The organism is Microbispora sp. CA-102843 (assembly GCF_050936215.1).
Taxonomy (GTDB): Bacteria; Actinomycetota; Actinomycetes; order Streptosporangiales; family Streptosporangiaceae; genus Microbispora.
This window is the reverse complement of the sequence record NZ_JBNJNF010000001.1, coordinates 2,171,535-2,187,459: the sequence shown is the minus strand read 5'-3', so window position 1 is coordinate 2,187,459 and position 15,925 is coordinate 2,171,535. Positions and strand designations below refer to the sequence as shown.

Genomic DNA, 15,925 nt, shown 5'->3' with positions numbered 1-15,925 from the left:
CCGGGAGCGTCCCGGCAACGTCCATGTCGTGCCCGCCCGCTGGAAGGGCGCGGGCGGGCACGTACGGGCGGACGCGTCGGCGCGCCTACTTGGCCTTGTTCTTGTTGTAGACGTCGAAGGCCACGGCCAGCATGAGCACGCCGCCCTTGATGGCCTGCTGCCAGTCGACGCCGAGGCCGAGCAGGGACATGCCGTTGTTCATAACGCCCATGACCAGGCCGCCGACGATGGCGCCGACGACGCTGCCCACGCCGCCGGAGGCGGACGCGCCGCCGATGAACGCCGCCGCGATCGCGTCGAGCTCGAAGTTGGTGCCCGCCTTGGGGGTGGCCGCGTTGAGCCGGGCGGCGAACATCAGCCCGGCGAGGGCGGCCAGCACGCCCATGTTGACGAAGACCAGGAACTTCGTCTTCTTCGTCGCGATGCCCGACAGCGCCGCCGCGCGCTCGTTGCCGCCGACCGCGTAGATGTGGCGGCCCATCACCGTGCTCGTCGTGACGAACGAGTAGCCGACGGTCAGCACGATCACCACGAGGCCGACGACCGGCAGCCCTTGGTAGACCGCGAGCACCCAGGTGAACGCCCCGATCACGACGACGATGGCGACGGCCTTGAGCGCGAACCACTGCAGGGCGGCCACGCTGAGGCCGTACTCCCGCCGCCGGGCGCGGGATCGCCAGTCGTTCCACACGATCAGCGCCGCCGCGGCGAGGCCGAGCAGGATGGTCACCAGGTGCAGGTCGTCCCCGCCGAACTCGGGCACGAAGCCCGACCCGAGCTGCCGGAAGCCGGTGGGGAACGGCGCGATCGACTGCCCCTGCAGCACGACCATACTGAGCCCGCGGAACAGCAGCATGCCGCCGAGCGTGACGATGAACGCGGGGATGCGGGCGTAGGCGATCCAGAAGCCCTGGAAGGCGCCGATCAGCCCGCCGGTGACGAGCGCGGCGAGCACGACCAGCGGCCACGGCAGGCCCCAGTTCACGATCGCCACCCCGGTGACCGCGCCGACGAACGCCGCCACCGAGCCGACCGACAGGTCGATCTCCCTGTTGATGATCACCAGCATCATGCCGATGGCCAGCACGAGCACGTAGCCGTTCTGCATGATCAGGTTGGTGACGTTGAGCGGCTTGAGCAGGATGCCGTCGGTCAGGATCTCGAACAGCACGACGATGACGACCAGCGCGGCGATCATTCCGTACTGCCGCAGGTTCCCCCGCAGGCGCAGACCCGCCTGCCCGCCGGAGGAAGCGGGGGCGGTCGCCGGGCGTTCCACGAGGGTCATCGGGCCACCGCCGGGGTGTTGGTCATCAGCCTCATGACGGCCTCCTGTGTCGCTTCCCGCCGCCCGAGCTCACCCGTGATCCGCCCCTGGCTCATCACGTAGATCCGGTCGCACATGCCGAGGAGCTCGGGCAGCTCCGAGGAGATCAGCAGCACGCCCTTACCCTCGGCGGCGAGCCGCTGGATGATCGAGTAGATCTCGTACTTCGCGCCCACGTCGATGCCGCGCGTGGGCTCGTCGAGGATGAGCACGTCGGGGTCGGTGTACATCCACTTGCTCAGCACGACCTTCTGCTGGTTGCCGCCGCTGAGGTTGCCGGTCTTGGCGAAGACGCCGGGCGCCTTGATCCGCAGCCGGTCGACGAACCCCTCGGCGTCGGCCACCTCCCTGTGCAGGTCGATGACCGACCGCCGCGCCACCCGGTGCAGGTTCGCCAGCGTGACGTTGCGCCTGATGTCCTCCTCCAGCAGCAGGCCGAGCTCCTTGCGGTCCTCGGTGACGTACGCCAGGCCGGCCGCGATGGCGTCACTGACCGTCGCCAGGTGCAGCTCGCGGCCCTCCTTGCGGACGGTGCCGCTGATCCGCGTGCCGTACGACCGGCCGAAGACGCTCATCGCCAGCTCGGTGCGGCCGGCGCCCATGAGCCCGGCCACGCCGACGATCTCACCGCGCCGTACGGCGAGGCTCGCGTCGCGGACGACCTGCCGGTCGGGGACGGTGGGGTGGAAGACGTTCCACCCCTCGATCTCGAACAGCACCTCGCCGATGTCCGGGGTGCGGGGCGGGTAGCGGTGGTCGAGGTCCCGCCCCACCATGCCCCTGATGACGCGGTCCTCGTCCACCCCGTCGGCGACCGCGAGCGTCTCGATCGTCCGGCCGTCCCGCAGGATCGTGATCGCGTCGGCCACGGCCATCACCTCGTTCAGCTTGTGCGAGATGAGGATCGAGGTGATGCCGTGGTCGCGCAGGTCCCGCAGGAGCTGCAGCAGGTTCTCGCTGTCGGCCTCGTTGAGCGCGGCGGTCGGCTCGTCGAGGATGAGCAGCTTCACGTCCTTGGCCAGCGCCTTGGCGATCTCGACGAGCTGCTGCTTGCCCACCCCGAGACCGCTCACCGGCGTGTCCGGGCCCTCGCGCAGGCCCACCTTCTCCAGCAGGCGCACGGTCTCGACCGACGTGGCGTGCCAGTCGATGACGCCGCGCCGCGACCGCTCGTTGCCGAGGAAGACGTTCTCCGCGATGGACATGCCGGGCACCAGCGCCAGCTCCTGGTGGATGATGACGATGCCGGCGGCCTCGCTGTGCCGAAGTCCCCTGAACGCGCAGGGCCGGTCGTCGAGGAGGATCTCCCCCTCGTAGGTTCCGTGCGGGTAGACCCCGCTGAGCACCTTCATCAGCGTGGACTTCCCGGCGCCGTTCTCGCCCACGAGGGCGTGGACGGTGCCGCGCTCGACGTCGAAGTTGACGTCGTCGAGCGCGCGCACGCCCGGGAACTCCTTGGTGATCCCCCGCATCCGGAGGATGTGGTCGGGCATCTGCCGCCTCTTTCGCGCGCTCAGCTACTGAGTTGTGCCTCGGTGTAGTAGCCGCCGTCGACCAGCACCTGCTTGTAGTTGTCCTTGTCGACCGACACGGGCTTCAGCAGATAGGACGGCACCGTCTTGACGCCGTTGTTGTAGCTGTCGGTGTTGTTGACCTCGGGCTTCTTGCCCTGCACGACGGCGTCGGCCATCGAGGCCGCCACCTTGGCCAGCTCGCGGGTGTCCTTGTAGACGGTCTGCGTCTGCTCGCCCGCGATGATCGACTTCACGGAGGCCAGCTCGGCGTCCTGCCCGGTGATGATCGGCAGCGGCTTGCCCGCCGAGCCGTACCCGACGCTCTTGAGCGCGGAGATGATCCCGATGCTGATCCCGTCGTACGGCGAGAGCACGGCGTCGATCTTCTCGGAGGTGTAGTTGGCGCTCAGCAGGTTGTCCATCCGGGACTGGGCGGTGGCGCCGTCCCAGCGCAGCGTCGCGACCTGCTCCAGCTTCGTCTGCCCGCTGCGCACGACCAGCTTGCCCGAGTCCAGGTAGGGCTTGAGCACGGACATGGCGCCGTTGAAGAAGAAGACGGTGTTGTTGTCGTCGGGGGAGCCGGCGAACAGCTCGATGTTGAACGGCCCCTTGCCGTCCTTCAGACCGAGCTTGTCCTCGATGTAGCCCGCCTGCTGCACGCCGACCTGGAAGTTGTCGAACGTGGCGTAGTAGTCCACGTTGGGGGTCTTCATCAGCAGCCGGTCGTAGGCGATGACGGGGATCTTCTGGTCGGCCGCCTGCTGCAGCACGTCGGTGAGGGCGGAGCCGTCGACGGCCGCGACGACGAGCACCTTCACGCCCTTGGTGATCATGTTCTCGACCTGGGAGACCTGGGTCTCCACCACGTCCTCGGCGTACTGCAGGTCGGTGCCGTAGCCCAGCGACTTGAACTGCTGGACCATGTTGTCGCCGTCCTTGACCCACCGTTCGGACGACTTCGTGGGCATCGCGATGCCCACGGTTCCCTTGTCCCCGCCGGCGGTCGAGTCGCCGCCGTTACCAGAACTGCCGCAGCCGGCCGCCAGCAGCAGGCACAACGCCCCCACCAGCGCACCCATGAGTCTGCGCATGAGACAATCTCCTTTGGAATGGTTGTTCCACGCGTCCCGCCGGGGGCCTAGACCGGCGGGACGCGGTTTTCCGCCCGGCTCTCACGCCGGGCGGAAGCCTTCTCAGGGGCTCACGCCGGTGCTCTCCCTCACCACGAGTTCGGGCTCCACCATGCGCCTCGCCTCACCTTCCACGCCGGCGATGCGGTCCAGCAGGAGCTGGAACGCCTGCCGGCCGACCTCGCCGAAGTTCTGCCGTACGGTCGTCAGGGGCGGCCAGAAATAGGCCGCCTCGGGGACGTCGTCGAACCCGACGACGCTCACGTCCTCGGGGACCCGCCGGCCGGTCTCGCGCAGGGCACGCAGCACGCCCATCGCCATGTGGTCGTTGGCCACGAAGATCGCCGTCACGTCGGGCTCGCGGGCGAGGCGCTTGCCGATCTCGTAGCCGGAGTGGGCGGTCCAGTCGCCGACCAGCGGTTCGGGCACCTGCCTGCCCTCCGCCTCCAGCGCCGACCGCCAGCCGGCCACCCGGCCGTTCGCGTCGATCCAGTTGGGCGGGCCCGACAGGTGCCAGACGGTGCGGTGACCGAGACTGAGCAGGTGGCGGGTGGCGCGGGCGGCGCCGGCGTACTGGTCCACCGCCGCCACCGGCACCGGAAGGTCCGATCCCCCGCCGACGTCGACCACCGGGAGGCCCGGGGGAAGGTGCCGCAGCCCCTCGGCGGCCGACTCGTGCGGCGCGACGACGATGACGCCGTCCACGGACTGGGACCGCAGGCGGTCGATCCCCCTGGTGATCCAGCTGCGGTTGAGCGCGGGCAGGCTGGCGATGCTGACCAGGTAGTCGCTGTCCCTGGCCGCCTGCTCGATGCCGAACAACGTGGAGGCCGGGCCGTACAGGGTGGTGTCGAAGCAGACGACCCCCAGCACCCCCGAGCGGCCGGTCACCAGGACCCGCGCCGCCGAATTGGGTCGGTAGTCGAGCTCGCGGACCGCCGCGAGAACGCGCGCCCGGGTCTCCGGGCGCACCTTCTCCGGAGCGTTCAGCACTCTCGACACCGTCATTGCCGACACTCCTGCCAGCTCCGCGACGTCCTCCATGACCGCCGCCTTCGGGCGTTCGGTCGGGCTCTCTCCAGGCCGGACCTTCGTCATCCGCCGCGCCCCGCTCATTCCGATCAGGTTTCCTGAGTGTTTGCGATAACAGTGAGCTGTGTCAATACTGAGATGATCACCGTTGCGTCACGAGCCCTGTGAGGAACGTTCTGCCTGGTGACCACATACGCGCACTGCCCCCAGCTCATGGTATCGCTAACAGGTCCTCCGGCCCGTGCGTTACCGCGGAGCGCCGCGAAGTTCCCCCCTCGCGAGCCAGGCGAGGGCGCACAGGAGCACGATCGCCCCACCCACCTGTACGGCGGACATGCGCTCCCCCAGCAGCAGGACGCCGATGACGGCGGCGACCAGCGGTTCGAGCAGGGAGAGGACCGCCGCCGTGGTGCCGCCGACGACGCGCAGCCCCGCGAAGAACAGCCCGTACGCGAGCGCCGTCGGCACGGCCGCCAGGTAGCCGAGCAGCAGCACGCTGGTCACGGCGTGCCCGGCGGGCAGCAGCCCTCCGGCGGCGGCGAGCGGGAGCAGGCAGGCCGCGCCTCCGGCGAACCCCCACACAGCCACGCCGTCGACGGGCATCCGGCGGGTCATGAGGGTGACGAGGGAGTAGGCCGCCGCCGACAGCAGCGAGTAGCCGGTGCCCGCCGGGGTGACCGTCTGCGCCCCTCCCGTGAGCATGGCCAGGCCGGCGACGGCGAGCCCGGCGCACCCGAGGCCGGTACGGCCCAGCGGCTCGCCCAGGAAGACGCGGCCACCGGCCGCCACCAGGAGCGGGGTGGCGCCCATCGTGATCATCGTGGCGACCGCGACACCGGCCTCGGCGATCGCCGCGAAGTAGGCCGCCTGGCACACCGCCATCGCCGGCCCGACGAGCAGCACCGCCCGCCAGGAGGGGCGGCTGCGGGCGACGACGAGCAGGAGCGCCGCGCCGCAGGCGAAGCGCCAGAACGACACGGCGACGGGACTCAGCTGTCCCGCGCCGTGCAGCAGCGCCCCCGCCGCTCCCCCGGTTCCCCAGGCGACCGCGGCGGTGGACACGTAGACGAGGCCCTGCCGTACGGACAGGGCTGGAGCATGGTTCATCGACGTCTCTCCAGTGAGGTGGGCCCGATTCCCGCAGGCGGGCAGGGGCCACCGGCCGGGCCGCCCTGGCCCGGCTCACCGGATGGCGCCGCCCGCTAGCGGGCGGGCGGCGGAGAGACGATCAATGTCACGCGGGCACGGTAACGTGCCCGCACGGCCCGCCGCATCACCATTTCGGCACTTTCGGGGGTGCCGGTGCGCGCGACGGGAGCCGGAAGGCTTAGTCTTGCATCGTGGCAGCCCGAGGCGAGGTCAGGTCGCCTCGGGCTGTCCGCTTCAGGAAGCCGAGGATGCGCGACCAGGCGTCGGCGCAGGCCTCCGCCAGCTCCGGGCGGCCCAGCTCGAAGAAGCTGTGCGGCGCCCCCGGATAGGTGACGAACTCGTGCGCCACCCCCGCGCCTTCCAGCGCCTCGCCGAACGCGCCCACCACCTCGGGGGAGATGCCCTCGTCCGCGCCGCCGAACAACCCCAGGATCGGCCCGCGCAGCTCGCCCGCCATCTGGGTGGGGCCGGGGTTGCCGAACAGCACGTCCGGATATCCGTACAGGCCGATGGTGCCGGCGAGCCCGAAGGCGGGCCGGGCCGCCATGAACGCGAGCCTGCCACCGAAGCAGAAGCCGAGCGAGACGAGCTCCTCGCAGCCCTCGGCCCGCAGGTGCGCGGCGCCGGCGGCGATGTCGGCGAACAGCCCGTCCTTGTGCGCCTTGCCCAGGTGCTCCATGAAGGGGAAGTCGTCGGGCCGCGGGTCGGTCCCGGCCGTGCGCCCGAAATAGTCGATGGCGAGCGCGGTGTGCCCCTGCTCGGCGAGCCGTTCTGTGAGGCGCTCGTAGAATCCCGACAAGCCCCGGTTGTCCGGCAGGACGAGCACCGCCGGGCCGGACGGGCGGCCGGGACGGGACAGATGAGCCGCGAACCTCGCCCCGTCGGCCGAGGTCAGCACGAGGCGTTCGGACGTGACGGTCGTGACCGGAGAACCGTAGACGGGCGGTACGGCATCGGGCTCGTAACACACGGGCGACATCCCTTTCATTGATTCATTGAGATACGCCCGTGAGGCTACAACACGGTTTTTCCATCATATCAGAGCTAAATAAATTTCCGATCACTCACATATAACAAATAGGCCCGCCTCTCGATTCGCGAGAGGCGGGCCTATTCACGTGATGCCTGATCAGATCACCGGACCGGGCGTGTCACGCGGCGGCACCGGGCCGGTGCCGGGGACGGGACCCGTGCCGGGGGCGGGCGGGATCGGGCCGGTGCCGGGCGGCGGCAGCGGCGTCTGGCGCGGATACTCGGGGTTCACGGTCTGGGGCGGCATCGGCTCGCCGATGTCATACCCCGTGCCGGAGCCGCCGGTGCCCGTGCCGCCGTGCTGGTGCGGGCCGGGGACCTCGCCGCGCCAGGCGCCGCTCTCGCCGCCGCGCGACTCGATGAAGGTCTTGAAACGCTCCAGGTCGCCCCTGACCCGCATGCGGACGATCTGCAGGGCGTCGGCCGCCTTCTCCAGGAAGCCCTCGGGGTCGTACTCCATCTGCAGCGTGACGCGGGTCGTGTTGTCGTCGATCCGGTGGAAGGTGACGACGCCGGCCTGCCGCGGCGTGTCCACCGAGCGCCAGGCCACCCGCTCGTCGGGGTGCTGCTCGGTGATCTCCGCCTCGAACTCACGGCGGACGCCCGCGATCTCGACGACCCAGTCGGTGCGCGTGTCGGTGATCTGCTTGACCGACTCCACGCCCTCCATGAACTCCGGGAAGCTCTCGAACTGCGTCCACTGGTTGTACGCGGTGCGGATCGGGACATTCACATCGACGGACTGCTCGATCGAGCTCATGCCTCCTCCTTCTCTCGTGGGCTACTGCACTACGCCTGCCCTGAGAGAAGGAGGTAAACCCGGGTGCGCGGTCTCAGCGGGAGGCCGACCTGCGGCGCTCGCCCTGCCGTCCAGCCGGGCGGGCCAGGCGCGGCCGGGCCGCGTTGCCCCCGTCGCCCGATCGCGCACGCCGCGCCTTCTCGGCCGACCGGCGCACCCGCCCCGCGACCAGGTCGCGCACACCCCGCGAGACGTGGTCGTCCCGCCGCCCACCGGGCGCGGCCGGATTCTCGTCCTCCAGGGTGCGGTCGGCCGCCGCGTACCAGCCGGTGACCACCTGTACGGCGAGCGCGGCGAACAGCAGCCCGAACGGCAGCGCCCACCCGCCGCTCACCTGGTGGAGCAGGCCGAACGTGATCGGTCCTGCGCCCGCGATGAGATATCCGGCGCTCTGCCCGAAGGCGGACAGCGCGGCGGTGCCCGCCGCCGTGCGGGTCCGCATGGCCAGCAGCGCCAGCGCGAGCGGGAAGGTGCCCCCGCCGACGGCCACGAGGATCGACCACGCCCACAGCGCCTGCCCGGTGAGCAGGCCCGCGAAGCCGGCCGCGTACAGGACGACGAAGGCGATCACCAGCGGGCGCTGGCCGGACAGCCGGGCCGCCAGCGCGGGCACCGCCATGGAGACGGGGATCCCGAGCCCGGTGAACACGGCGAGGACCAGGCCGGCCTGACCGGCGGTGTAGCCGTTGTCCCGCAGCAGCAGCGGCAGCCAGCCGAACATCACATACGCGATGAGCGACTGCGAGCCGAAGTATCCGGCCACGGCCCAGGCGAGTCTGCTGCGCAGAAGGCCGTCGGCTCCGGCCCTCGCGGATGTGTCGCGCCGCTCCGGCTCACCGCGCCTGAGCGCGAGCCACGGAATCGCGGCCACGGCGGCCAGGGCCGCCCACACCCCGAGTGCCACATGCCAGTTGCCTCCCGCGGCCTGCTGCACGGGAACGGTCGCGGCGGCGGCGACCATCGTCCCGGCCGCGAGGGCCGTCGAGTAGACGGTGGTCATCGCACCCGCCCGCCGCGGGAAGTGCCTCTTGATCAGCGCGGGGATGACGACGTTGCCGACCGCGCCGCCCGCCAGCGCGACCGCGCTGGCCGCCATGAACGGCACGGCCGAGTCGACGAGGGAGCGCAGGGCCTGCCCCGCCGCGAGCAGGACGATCGCGGTCAGCAGCAGCCGGTGCTCCCCCATCCTGCGGGACATGGCCGGTGTCAGGGCGCCGAACAGGGCGAAGCTGATCACCGGCAGCGTGGTGAGGAGCCCCGTCATCGCCCCCGATAGGCCCAGCCCCGCGCTCACCTGGTCGAGGACGGTCCCCACGCTGGTCACCGCGGTGCGCAGGTTCAACGCGGCGAGGGCGATGCCCCCGGCGATCAGCCACGCCATCGATCCGCCCTGTGCTCTCCACGGTGCTCGGAGCACACCCCTCCGCGTCACGACGGCACTCATCGCCGCAACATCTCCCCTCATCGGGTCATCCTACGATTGACACCATACCAAAGTCCCCATAGTTCTCATTTGTTCCAGCTTCGGGTGAAGTCGTTACGAACGCCGGACGCCGCGCAGCAGCCACAGAAGGCCGATCACGGGCAGCACGAGCGGCACGAAGCCATACCCGCTGCCATACCCGGACCACACGGTGGCCTGGGGGAACGCGGCGGAATCGGCCAGGCTCAGCGTGCCGACGACCAGCACTCCGACCAGTTCGACCAGGCAGGCGGCGACGGCGACGCGCCGGGCGCCCCGGGCCAGCGCCACCGTGAGCACGATGTAGACCACTCCGGCGAACGCCGACAGCACGTACGCCAGCGGCGCCTCGGCGAACCTCGTGGCGATCTGCACGGCGGCGCGGGAGGTCGCGGCCAGCGCGAAGATCCCGTACACGGCCACGAGCACGCGTCCCGGCCCGGAGCGTACGGCCTCGCCGCCCCTGTCCCGTCCGGAAGGAGCGCTCATGAGCCCGCGTTCCAGATCTGCAGCAGCCGCCCGGTCATGACGGCCACGGTGAAGGCGGCCACGGCGATGACCCCCGGACCCCAGCGCGTACGCTCCGCCCGGCCCCACCACATGGCGGCGGGCGGGATCACCACGGTGCCCGCCAGGTAGCCGATTAAGGTCGCCTTCTCCACCACGTGGCCGAGCCCGGCGAGCGCGAAACCCGCCTGCGCGAGCACGGCGAGCTCAAGCAGTCCCAGCCCGGCCAGCAGGACCGGCCCCATCGGCCGGTCCCGTACGGCGGTGATGACGCCGACAAGCGCCAGCAGCAGGGCGGCGCCGATCAGCCAGCCCGAGTAGGCGCCGTTCATGCCGCGCTCAGGGCGGGGATCGCAGACATGGCCAGTAGGGTATCGGCCCGCACACCCGCCCTGTCGCACGCCCTGCTAGCTCTGCCGCGTCTCCGCGATCAGCAGGTCCACCGCGTCCTCCGGCTTCCCGTTGACGGCGTACGCCCCCCGCTGGCGTGAGGCGGAGCTGCCCCGGCGCAGCGCGGCGTCGGCGAGGCCGGAGACGATCTCCCAGTCGCCCAGCTCCTCCAGGGTCGGCCGCAACTCCTCCAGCATCCAGGTGATGAGCCGCGGGGCCGGTGCGGGCCTGCTCGTCACCGGCGACAGCAGATCGCCCTCCAGCCCGTCACGGGCCGCCCGCCAGTTGGCCGCACGCAGCAGCGCCAGGCGCTGCTCGCCGGCCGGCGGCTCGCCCCGCTCGACGGCCTCCATCTCCCTCGTCATGAGGGCGCGGAAGAGCCCCGCCAGCAGCACGACGTCGTCCGCGAGCGGGCAGGAGTCGCAGATGCGCATCTCCACCGTCGGCACGTGAGTGCTGAGGCGCAGGTCGAAGTAGACCATGCCACGGTCCTCGATGACGCCGGAGGCGACCAGGTCCTCGGCCGTCCTGTCATACTCGGCGGCGTCGGCGAGCGGGCCGAGCGGGCCGGCCGTCGGCCAGCGCTGCCACGACAGCGCCCGGCTGCTGGCGTATCCGCTGTCCTCGTCCATCCAGTACGGCGAGCTGGCGCTGAGCGCGAGCAGCGGGGGAAGCCACGCCTCGACGCGCTGGGCGGCGAGCACCGCCACGTCCCTGTCGTCGATCTCCACGTGCACCTGCGCCCCGCAGATGAGTTGTTCCTCGGCGAGGAACCGGTAGGACTCCGACAGGTAGCGGTAGCGCTCCCCCGGGGAGAACGTGTAACCCTCGATGCCGGTGATCGGGGTCGTGCCGGAGGCGATCACACCCACCCCCAGCGGCTCGCCCGCCGACACGAGCGCCTGACGCAGCCGCACGATCTCGGCCCGCACGTCGCCCAGGTCCTCCATCGGGGTGCTGTTGGTCTCCACCACCGAGCGCTGCAGTTCGGCCGCGAATCCCTCGTCCGGCAGCCGCTCCAGCATCGACTCCGCCAGCGGCGTCAGCCGCCGGGTCGCGAGATCGACGACAAGGAACTCCTCTTCAACGCCGACAGGCCGTCTCTTCGTCATGACCGATCACTACCCCCGTGGCGCCGAATAGGCCTGACCTGGCCCGTCGCGTACAGGCAAAGTCGGAGCGCTTCGCACCTTTTCCATGGATGATGACTCTCATCGGTGGGGGTCCGACATTTCCACTACGGGGAAGGAATCGACATGCCGGTCGACCTGTCCAACGGCAAGCCACTCGCGTGGGATTCGGCGAAACTCGACGCCGACACCACGGCCATGCTCGACAACCTGCAGCCGAACATCCTGCAGGCGCACGTGAGGGAAAGCATGTCCCTGCTGCTCGTGCACTTCGGCGACGGCCCGGACGGCAGGCGCTTCCTGCGCTCCCTCGTGCCGCTCATGAAATCGGCCAGGAAGCACCTGGAGGAGGTCCGCGACTTCAACCGGTCGAAGAAAACCGGCACGCCGTACGTGGGCGTCGGTATCAGCAAGATCGGCTATCTGAAATTAGACCACTCCACCACCAAATTCACCGACAACGCGTTCAAATCAGGGATGAAGCGGCGCAAGGACACGTTGAGTGACCCGGCGGTCGGCGCCTGGGAGAAGCACTACCAGGAGGACATCCACGCGATCGTGCTGATCGGCGACGCCACGCCCGGGCCGGTGGCCGCCACCCGCGAGCGCGTCCTCGCGCTGCTTCCGAAGACCGCGAAGATCGTCGGCGAGGAGAAGGGCGAGGGCCTGCGCGACGCCCACGGCCGGGGCATCGAGCACTTCGGATACGTGGACGGCCGCAGCCAGCCGCTGTTCCTCGCCGACCAGGTGGCCGCCGAGTCCGGCACCAACTGGAACCCGTTCTTCCCGCTGAGCCACGTGCTCGTCCCCGACCCCCTCGCTCCCCACCCGAGCCGGCACTTCGGCAGCTACCTCGTCCTGCGCAAGCTGGAGCAGAACGTCCGCGCGTTCCGCGAGGCCGAGGAGGCCCTCGCCGACGCGCTCGGCCTGAAGGGAGACGACCGGCCGCTCGCGGGCGCGATGCTGGTGGGCCGGTTCCGCAACGGCACCCCGCTGCGGCTGCACGGCAAGCCGAGCTCCGAGGACCACCCGGTGCAGAACGACTTCAGCTACCGCGACGACCCCGGGCCCAAGTGCCCGGTCAGCTCGCACATCCGCAAGGCCAACCCCCGCGACTCGCGGGACGGCGGCCTGGAGCGCACGCTCGGCGTCATGATGGCCCGTCGCGGCCAGACGTACGGCAGGCGCACCGACAAGCCGTGGGACGACGCGCCCGCGACGACCCGGCCGACCGGCGGGGTGGGCCTGCTGTTCATGGCGTTCAACTCCAGCCTGCAGAACCAGTTCGAGTTCACCCAGCAGAGCTGGGCCGACAACGCGGATTTCCCCGCCGAGGGCACCGGCCACGACCCCGTGATCGGCCAGGGCAAGCGGACCGTCAAGGTGCGCTATCCGAAGGCGTGGGGCAGCACGAAGCTCGGCGCCCCCCAGCACCAGGTCCCTCAGACCGTGACGATGAAGGGCGGCGAGTACTTCTTCATGCCGTCGCTCGCCTACCTCAAGAGCCTGTGACTGTGATCCTCCGCCTGCGTCAGGCGCGGGAGCGGCCGGCGTAGACGTTGCGGGTCCGGTAGTAGGTGCTGCCGCTCGGGCCCGGGGAGCCGGACGAGAGTCGACGTCCGCGCCCCGGCCCCGAGCGGGGCCGCAGATCGTGGGAGAGACGAGCGTGAAGGTTCCAGTCGTGGTGGGTGGAGCTATGGGGACTCGAACCCCAGACCCCCTCCATGCCATGGAGGTGCGCTACCAGCTGCGCTATAGCCCCTTGCCACCGCTCCGGGTGCTCCCGGCGCGGCGCTCGGAGAGCATATAGGTATGCCCTTCCGTTTACCTAATCGTCACCAGTCACAAGTGTCTCAGCCGTCGGCGGTGGCGGCGGGGCTGTCGTCGCTGCTGATCGGCTCGGGCAGCGTGCCCGCGTTGTGCTCCAGCAGGCGCCAGCCGCGGCGGCCCTCCTCCAGCACCGACCACGAGCAGTTGCCCAGGCCGCCGAGCGCCGACCACAGCTCCTGCGGCAGCCCGAGCAGACGGCAGATGCCGAGCCGCAGCGCGGCTCCGTGCGAGGCGACGACCAGCAGGCCGTCCTCGTCGAGGCGGGACACCCAGCGCCCGATGGCTTCGGCCACGCGGTCGGCGACGTGCGCCACGTCCTCGCCGCCCGGGGCCTCCCACGCCTCGTACTCGACCGGCCAGCCCGCCCTGATCTCGTCGCGGGTCAGGCCCTCCCACTCGCCGCCGCCGCGCTCGCGCAGGTCCTTGTCCACGGCCACGTCGAGGCCGGTGAGCCGGCCGAGGGCCGAGGCGGTGTCGTACGCGCGCCGCAGATCCGAGGAGACGAGCATGGTCGGCCGCAGAGCCGCGAGCAGGGAGGCCGCCCGGGCCGCCTGCGCGATGCCGGTCTCGTCCAATGCGATGTCGGTGTGCCCCTGGAAGCGCTTCTCGACGTTCCACATCGTCTGCCCGTGCCGCAGGCAGACGAGGCGACGGCTCATCGCGCCGCCCCGATGATGGCGTTCGTCACCGGGCCGCCCCGTGCCCGCGCTGGGCGGCGACCCGCTTGACGCTCTCCGGCAGCTCGATGGACGGGCAGTCCTTCCACAGGCGCTCCAGCGCGTAGAAGTTGCGGTCCTCCTCGTGCTGCACGTGCACCACGATGTCGAGGTAGTCGAGCAGGACCCAGCGGCCCTCCCGCTCGCCCTCACGGCGTACGGGCTTGGCGTCGGCCTCTACGCGCAGGCGCTCCTCGATCTCGTCGACCACCGCGCGGACCTGCCGGTCGTTGGACGCGGAGCAGAGAAGGAAGGCGTCGGTGATGACGAGCTGGTCGCTCACGTCGTAGGCGATGATGTCGTCGGCCAGCTTCTCGGCGGCGGCCTCGGCCGCCACCCGCACGAGCTGGATCGATCTCTCGGATGCTGTCACGATTCGGTTCTGTCCTCCGTTGACGGGCTCTTCCAGGGTGCACAGTCCGCGTGCCCCGTACAACTGGCTTTCCCGGGGAGACCCTACCGGCACACCCTGTCGATTCCGGTTTTATGCCCGGGATCAGGAGTTCAACGTCCTTCCGGGCCCGTGGATTCCGTCAGTGGAAAGGCGGTGACAGTGGCGCCGACCCGGATCGTCCCCGGCGTACGGGGTGCCGCGGCCCCCTCATGCAGGTCGACGATCGCGGCGAGGATCCTGCCGCGGACGTCGTGCCACAGCTCGGCGTCGGCCGTCACCCCCTCCTCGCCCGCGCGCCGCCGCCCGGCGCGCTCGCGCAGCGACCGCGCGAGCGCAAGCCCGGCGTCGTCCAGGCAGCGCAGGTGGTGGCTGGCGAGGGCGTGCGAGATCCCCAGCTCGCGGGACAGCTCGGCCGCCGACATGGGCGCGCCCACATCAGCGAGAGCATGCGCAGCCGCATCGGATGCGCGAATGTGGTCGACCATGGTCTCCACCGGGAGCCGGGCTTCACCGGCGTGCTGTCCGCGGTCCAGGGCGGCGGCACGGTCCTCGGCGGCCTGATCGCGGGGCCGTTGCTGCGCCGGGCCGGCGAGGCGCGGCTGTCCGCCGCCGGAGGGCTCCTCTTCGCCGCCTCGGTGGCCCTGCGCGCGGCCCCCTGGGAGCCCGTCGTGACGGCGGCGAGCCTGCTGTCCGGGCTGGGGCTGCCCTGGGTGCTGGTCGCCGCCTTCACCGCCGTACAGCGGATCGCGCCCCGCGACCTGCTGGCGACGGTGTCCGCGACCGCCAACACCGTGCTGTACGCGGCGGCGATCACCGGCGTGCTCGCCGTGGCGGGGGTATCCGCCGAGGCCTGGACGTCGTCAGGTCAGCTTTCCGGATCGCGGTAGAGGCCGCGCTTGTTGATGTACTGCACGATGCCGTCGGGGACCAGATACCAGATGGGTTCCCCGGCGGCCACCCGGTCGCGGCACTCGGAGGAGGAGATCGCCAGCGCCGGGATCTCGATCAGGCTGACCTTGCCCGCCGGCAGGCCGGGGTCCTGGAGCGTGTGTCCGGGCCGGGTGCAGCCGACGAAGTGCGCGATGGTGAACAGCTCGTCGGCGTCGCGCCAGCTCAGGATCTGCGCGAGGGCGTCGGCGCCGGTGATGAAGTACAGCTCCACGTCCGGGCCGTACGCGGCGCCGATGTCACGCAGGGTGTCGATCGTGTACGTGGGGCCGGGCCGGTCGATGTCCACCCGGCTGACCGAGAAGCGGGGGTTCGACGCGGTGGCGATCACCGTCATCAGGTAGCGGTCCTCGGACGAGGACACGTTCTGCTCGGCCTTCTGCCACGGCCTGCCGGTCGGGACGAACACCACCTCGTCCAGGTTGAAGTGGTGGGCCACCTCGCTGGCCGCCACCAGGTGGCCGTGGTGGATCGGGTCGAAGGTCCCGCCCATCACGCCCAGTCGCCGGATCGCCGTCCCGTTACGCATGAAACGGACGATAACGCGCCTACCGGACCACACCGG

General features: G+C 70.8%; 17 protein-coding genes and 1 tRNA gene. 2 read left to right on the top strand and 16 right to left on the bottom strand.

Annotated features, from left to right (window positions below):
• Window positions 1-85: 85 nt before the first annotated feature.
• The 11 genes from mmsB to ACQEVJ_RS10170 form a co-directional block, all read right to left on the bottom strand.
• Window positions 86-1,288 carry a multiple monosaccharide ABC transporter permease gene (mmsB, locus tag ACQEVJ_RS10220; RefSeq protein WP_433099522.1) on the bottom strand — a complete coding sequence of 401 codons (1,203 nt, stop codon included), beginning with the start codon at window positions 1,286-1,288 and terminating at the stop codon, window positions 86-88.
• Window positions 1,285-2,820: a multiple monosaccharide ABC transporter ATP-binding protein gene (mmsA, locus tag ACQEVJ_RS10215; RefSeq protein ID WP_433099520.1), complete on the bottom strand. Its 1,536-nt coding sequence runs from the start codon at window positions 2,818-2,820 to the stop codon at window positions 1,285-1,287. The genes mmsB and mmsA overlap by 4 nt, the downstream gene beginning before the upstream one ends.
• Before the next feature lie 20 nt (window positions 2,821-2,840).
• Window positions 2,841-3,932 (bottom strand): multiple monosaccharide ABC transporter substrate-binding protein, encoded by a 1,092-nt coding sequence (gene chvE / locus ACQEVJ_RS10210; protein WP_433099518.1) that lies wholly within the window; start codon window positions 3,930-3,932, stop codon window positions 2,841-2,843.
• A 102-nt stretch (window positions 3,933-4,034) separates the two neighbouring features.
• Window positions 4,035-5,069: a LacI family DNA-binding transcriptional regulator gene (locus ACQEVJ_RS10205; protein WP_433112636.1), complete on the bottom strand. Its 1,035-nt coding sequence runs from the start codon at window positions 5,067-5,069 to the stop codon at window positions 4,035-4,037.
• A 180-nt stretch (window positions 5,070-5,249) separates the two neighbouring features.
• Window positions 5,250-6,110, bottom strand: a complete 861-nt coding sequence (locus ACQEVJ_RS10200; protein WP_433099516.1) for a DMT family transporter — start codon at window positions 6,108-6,110, stop codon at window positions 5,250-5,252.
• A gap of 220 nt (window positions 6,111-6,330) precedes the next feature.
• Complete coding sequence (locus tag ACQEVJ_RS10195) at window positions 6,331-7,131, bottom strand: dienelactone hydrolase family protein (protein ID WP_433099514.1); 801 nt, start codon at window positions 7,129-7,131, stop codon at window positions 6,331-6,333.
• Window positions 7,132-7,281: 150 nt separating this feature from the next.
• Window positions 7,282-7,944, bottom strand: coding sequence for an SRPBCC family protein (locus ACQEVJ_RS10190; protein ID WP_433099512.1), 663 nt, complete (start codon window positions 7,942-7,944; stop codon window positions 7,282-7,284).
• Between the two features lie 73 nt (window positions 7,945-8,017).
• Window positions 8,018-9,364, bottom strand: coding sequence for a CynX/NimT family MFS transporter (locus tag ACQEVJ_RS10185; protein WP_433099510.1), 1,347 nt, complete (start codon window positions 9,362-9,364; stop codon window positions 8,018-8,020).
• 156 nt (window positions 9,365-9,520) lie between these two features.
• On the bottom strand, window positions 9,521-9,934 hold the full coding sequence (locus ACQEVJ_RS10180) for a hypothetical protein (protein ID WP_433099508.1): 414 nt from the start codon (window positions 9,932-9,934) through the stop codon (window positions 9,521-9,523).
• Window positions 9,931-10,284 carry a hypothetical protein gene (locus ACQEVJ_RS10175; protein WP_433099506.1) on the bottom strand — a complete coding sequence of 118 codons (354 nt, stop codon included), beginning with the start codon at window positions 10,282-10,284 and terminating at the stop codon, window positions 9,931-9,933. Before ACQEVJ_RS10175 ends, ACQEVJ_RS10180 begins: the two co-directional genes overlap by 4 nt.
• A gap of 75 nt (window positions 10,285-10,359) precedes the next feature.
• Entirely contained in the window at window positions 10,360-11,454 is a 1,095-nt protein-coding gene (locus ACQEVJ_RS10170) for a carboxylate-amine ligase (RefSeq protein ID WP_433099504.1), read from the bottom strand.
• A gap of 144 nt (window positions 11,455-11,598) precedes the next feature.
• Here ACQEVJ_RS10170 and ACQEVJ_RS10165 point away from each other — a divergent pair, with 144 nt between their 5' ends.
• Window positions 11,599-12,984, top strand: coding sequence for a Dyp-type peroxidase (locus ACQEVJ_RS10165; protein WP_433099502.1), 1,386 nt, complete (start codon window positions 11,599-11,601; stop codon window positions 12,982-12,984).
• A 177-nt stretch (window positions 12,985-13,161) separates the two neighbouring features.
• Here the strand turns inward: ACQEVJ_RS10165 and ACQEVJ_RS10160 are convergent.
• From ACQEVJ_RS10160 to ACQEVJ_RS10145, 4 genes are all read right to left on the bottom strand, one after another.
• A tRNA-Ala gene (locus tag ACQEVJ_RS10160) sits at window positions 13,162-13,234 on the bottom strand.
• Window positions 13,235-13,325: 91 nt separating this feature from the next.
• Window positions 13,326-13,961 (bottom strand): histidine phosphatase family protein, encoded by a 636-nt coding sequence (locus ACQEVJ_RS10155; protein ID WP_433099500.1) that lies wholly within the window; start codon window positions 13,959-13,961, stop codon window positions 13,326-13,328.
• A gap of 25 nt (window positions 13,962-13,986) precedes the next feature.
• Window positions 13,987-14,391: a ribosome silencing factor gene (rsfS, locus tag ACQEVJ_RS10150; protein ID WP_142645833.1), complete on the bottom strand. Its 405-nt coding sequence runs from the start codon at window positions 14,389-14,391 to the stop codon at window positions 13,987-13,989.
• Window positions 14,392-14,522: 131 nt separating this feature from the next.
• Window positions 14,523-14,846, bottom strand: coding sequence for a helix-turn-helix domain-containing protein (locus ACQEVJ_RS10145; RefSeq protein WP_433099498.1), 324 nt, complete (start codon window positions 14,844-14,846; stop codon window positions 14,523-14,525).
• 12 nt (window positions 14,847-14,858) lie between these two features.
• On the opposite strand from ACQEVJ_RS10145, the gene ACQEVJ_RS10140 reads away from it, so the two are divergent.
• On the top strand, window positions 14,859-15,299 hold the full coding sequence (locus tag ACQEVJ_RS10140; RefSeq protein WP_433099496.1) for a hypothetical protein: 441 nt from the start codon (window positions 14,859-14,861) through the stop codon (window positions 15,297-15,299).
• Here ACQEVJ_RS10140 and nadD read toward each other — a convergent pair.
• On the bottom strand, window positions 15,278-15,889 hold the full coding sequence (gene nadD / locus ACQEVJ_RS10135; RefSeq protein WP_433099494.1) for a nicotinate-nucleotide adenylyltransferase: 612 nt from the start codon (window positions 15,887-15,889) through the stop codon (window positions 15,278-15,280). The genes ACQEVJ_RS10140 and nadD overlap by 22 nt on opposite strands.
• Window positions 15,890-15,925: the final 36 nt, after the last annotated feature.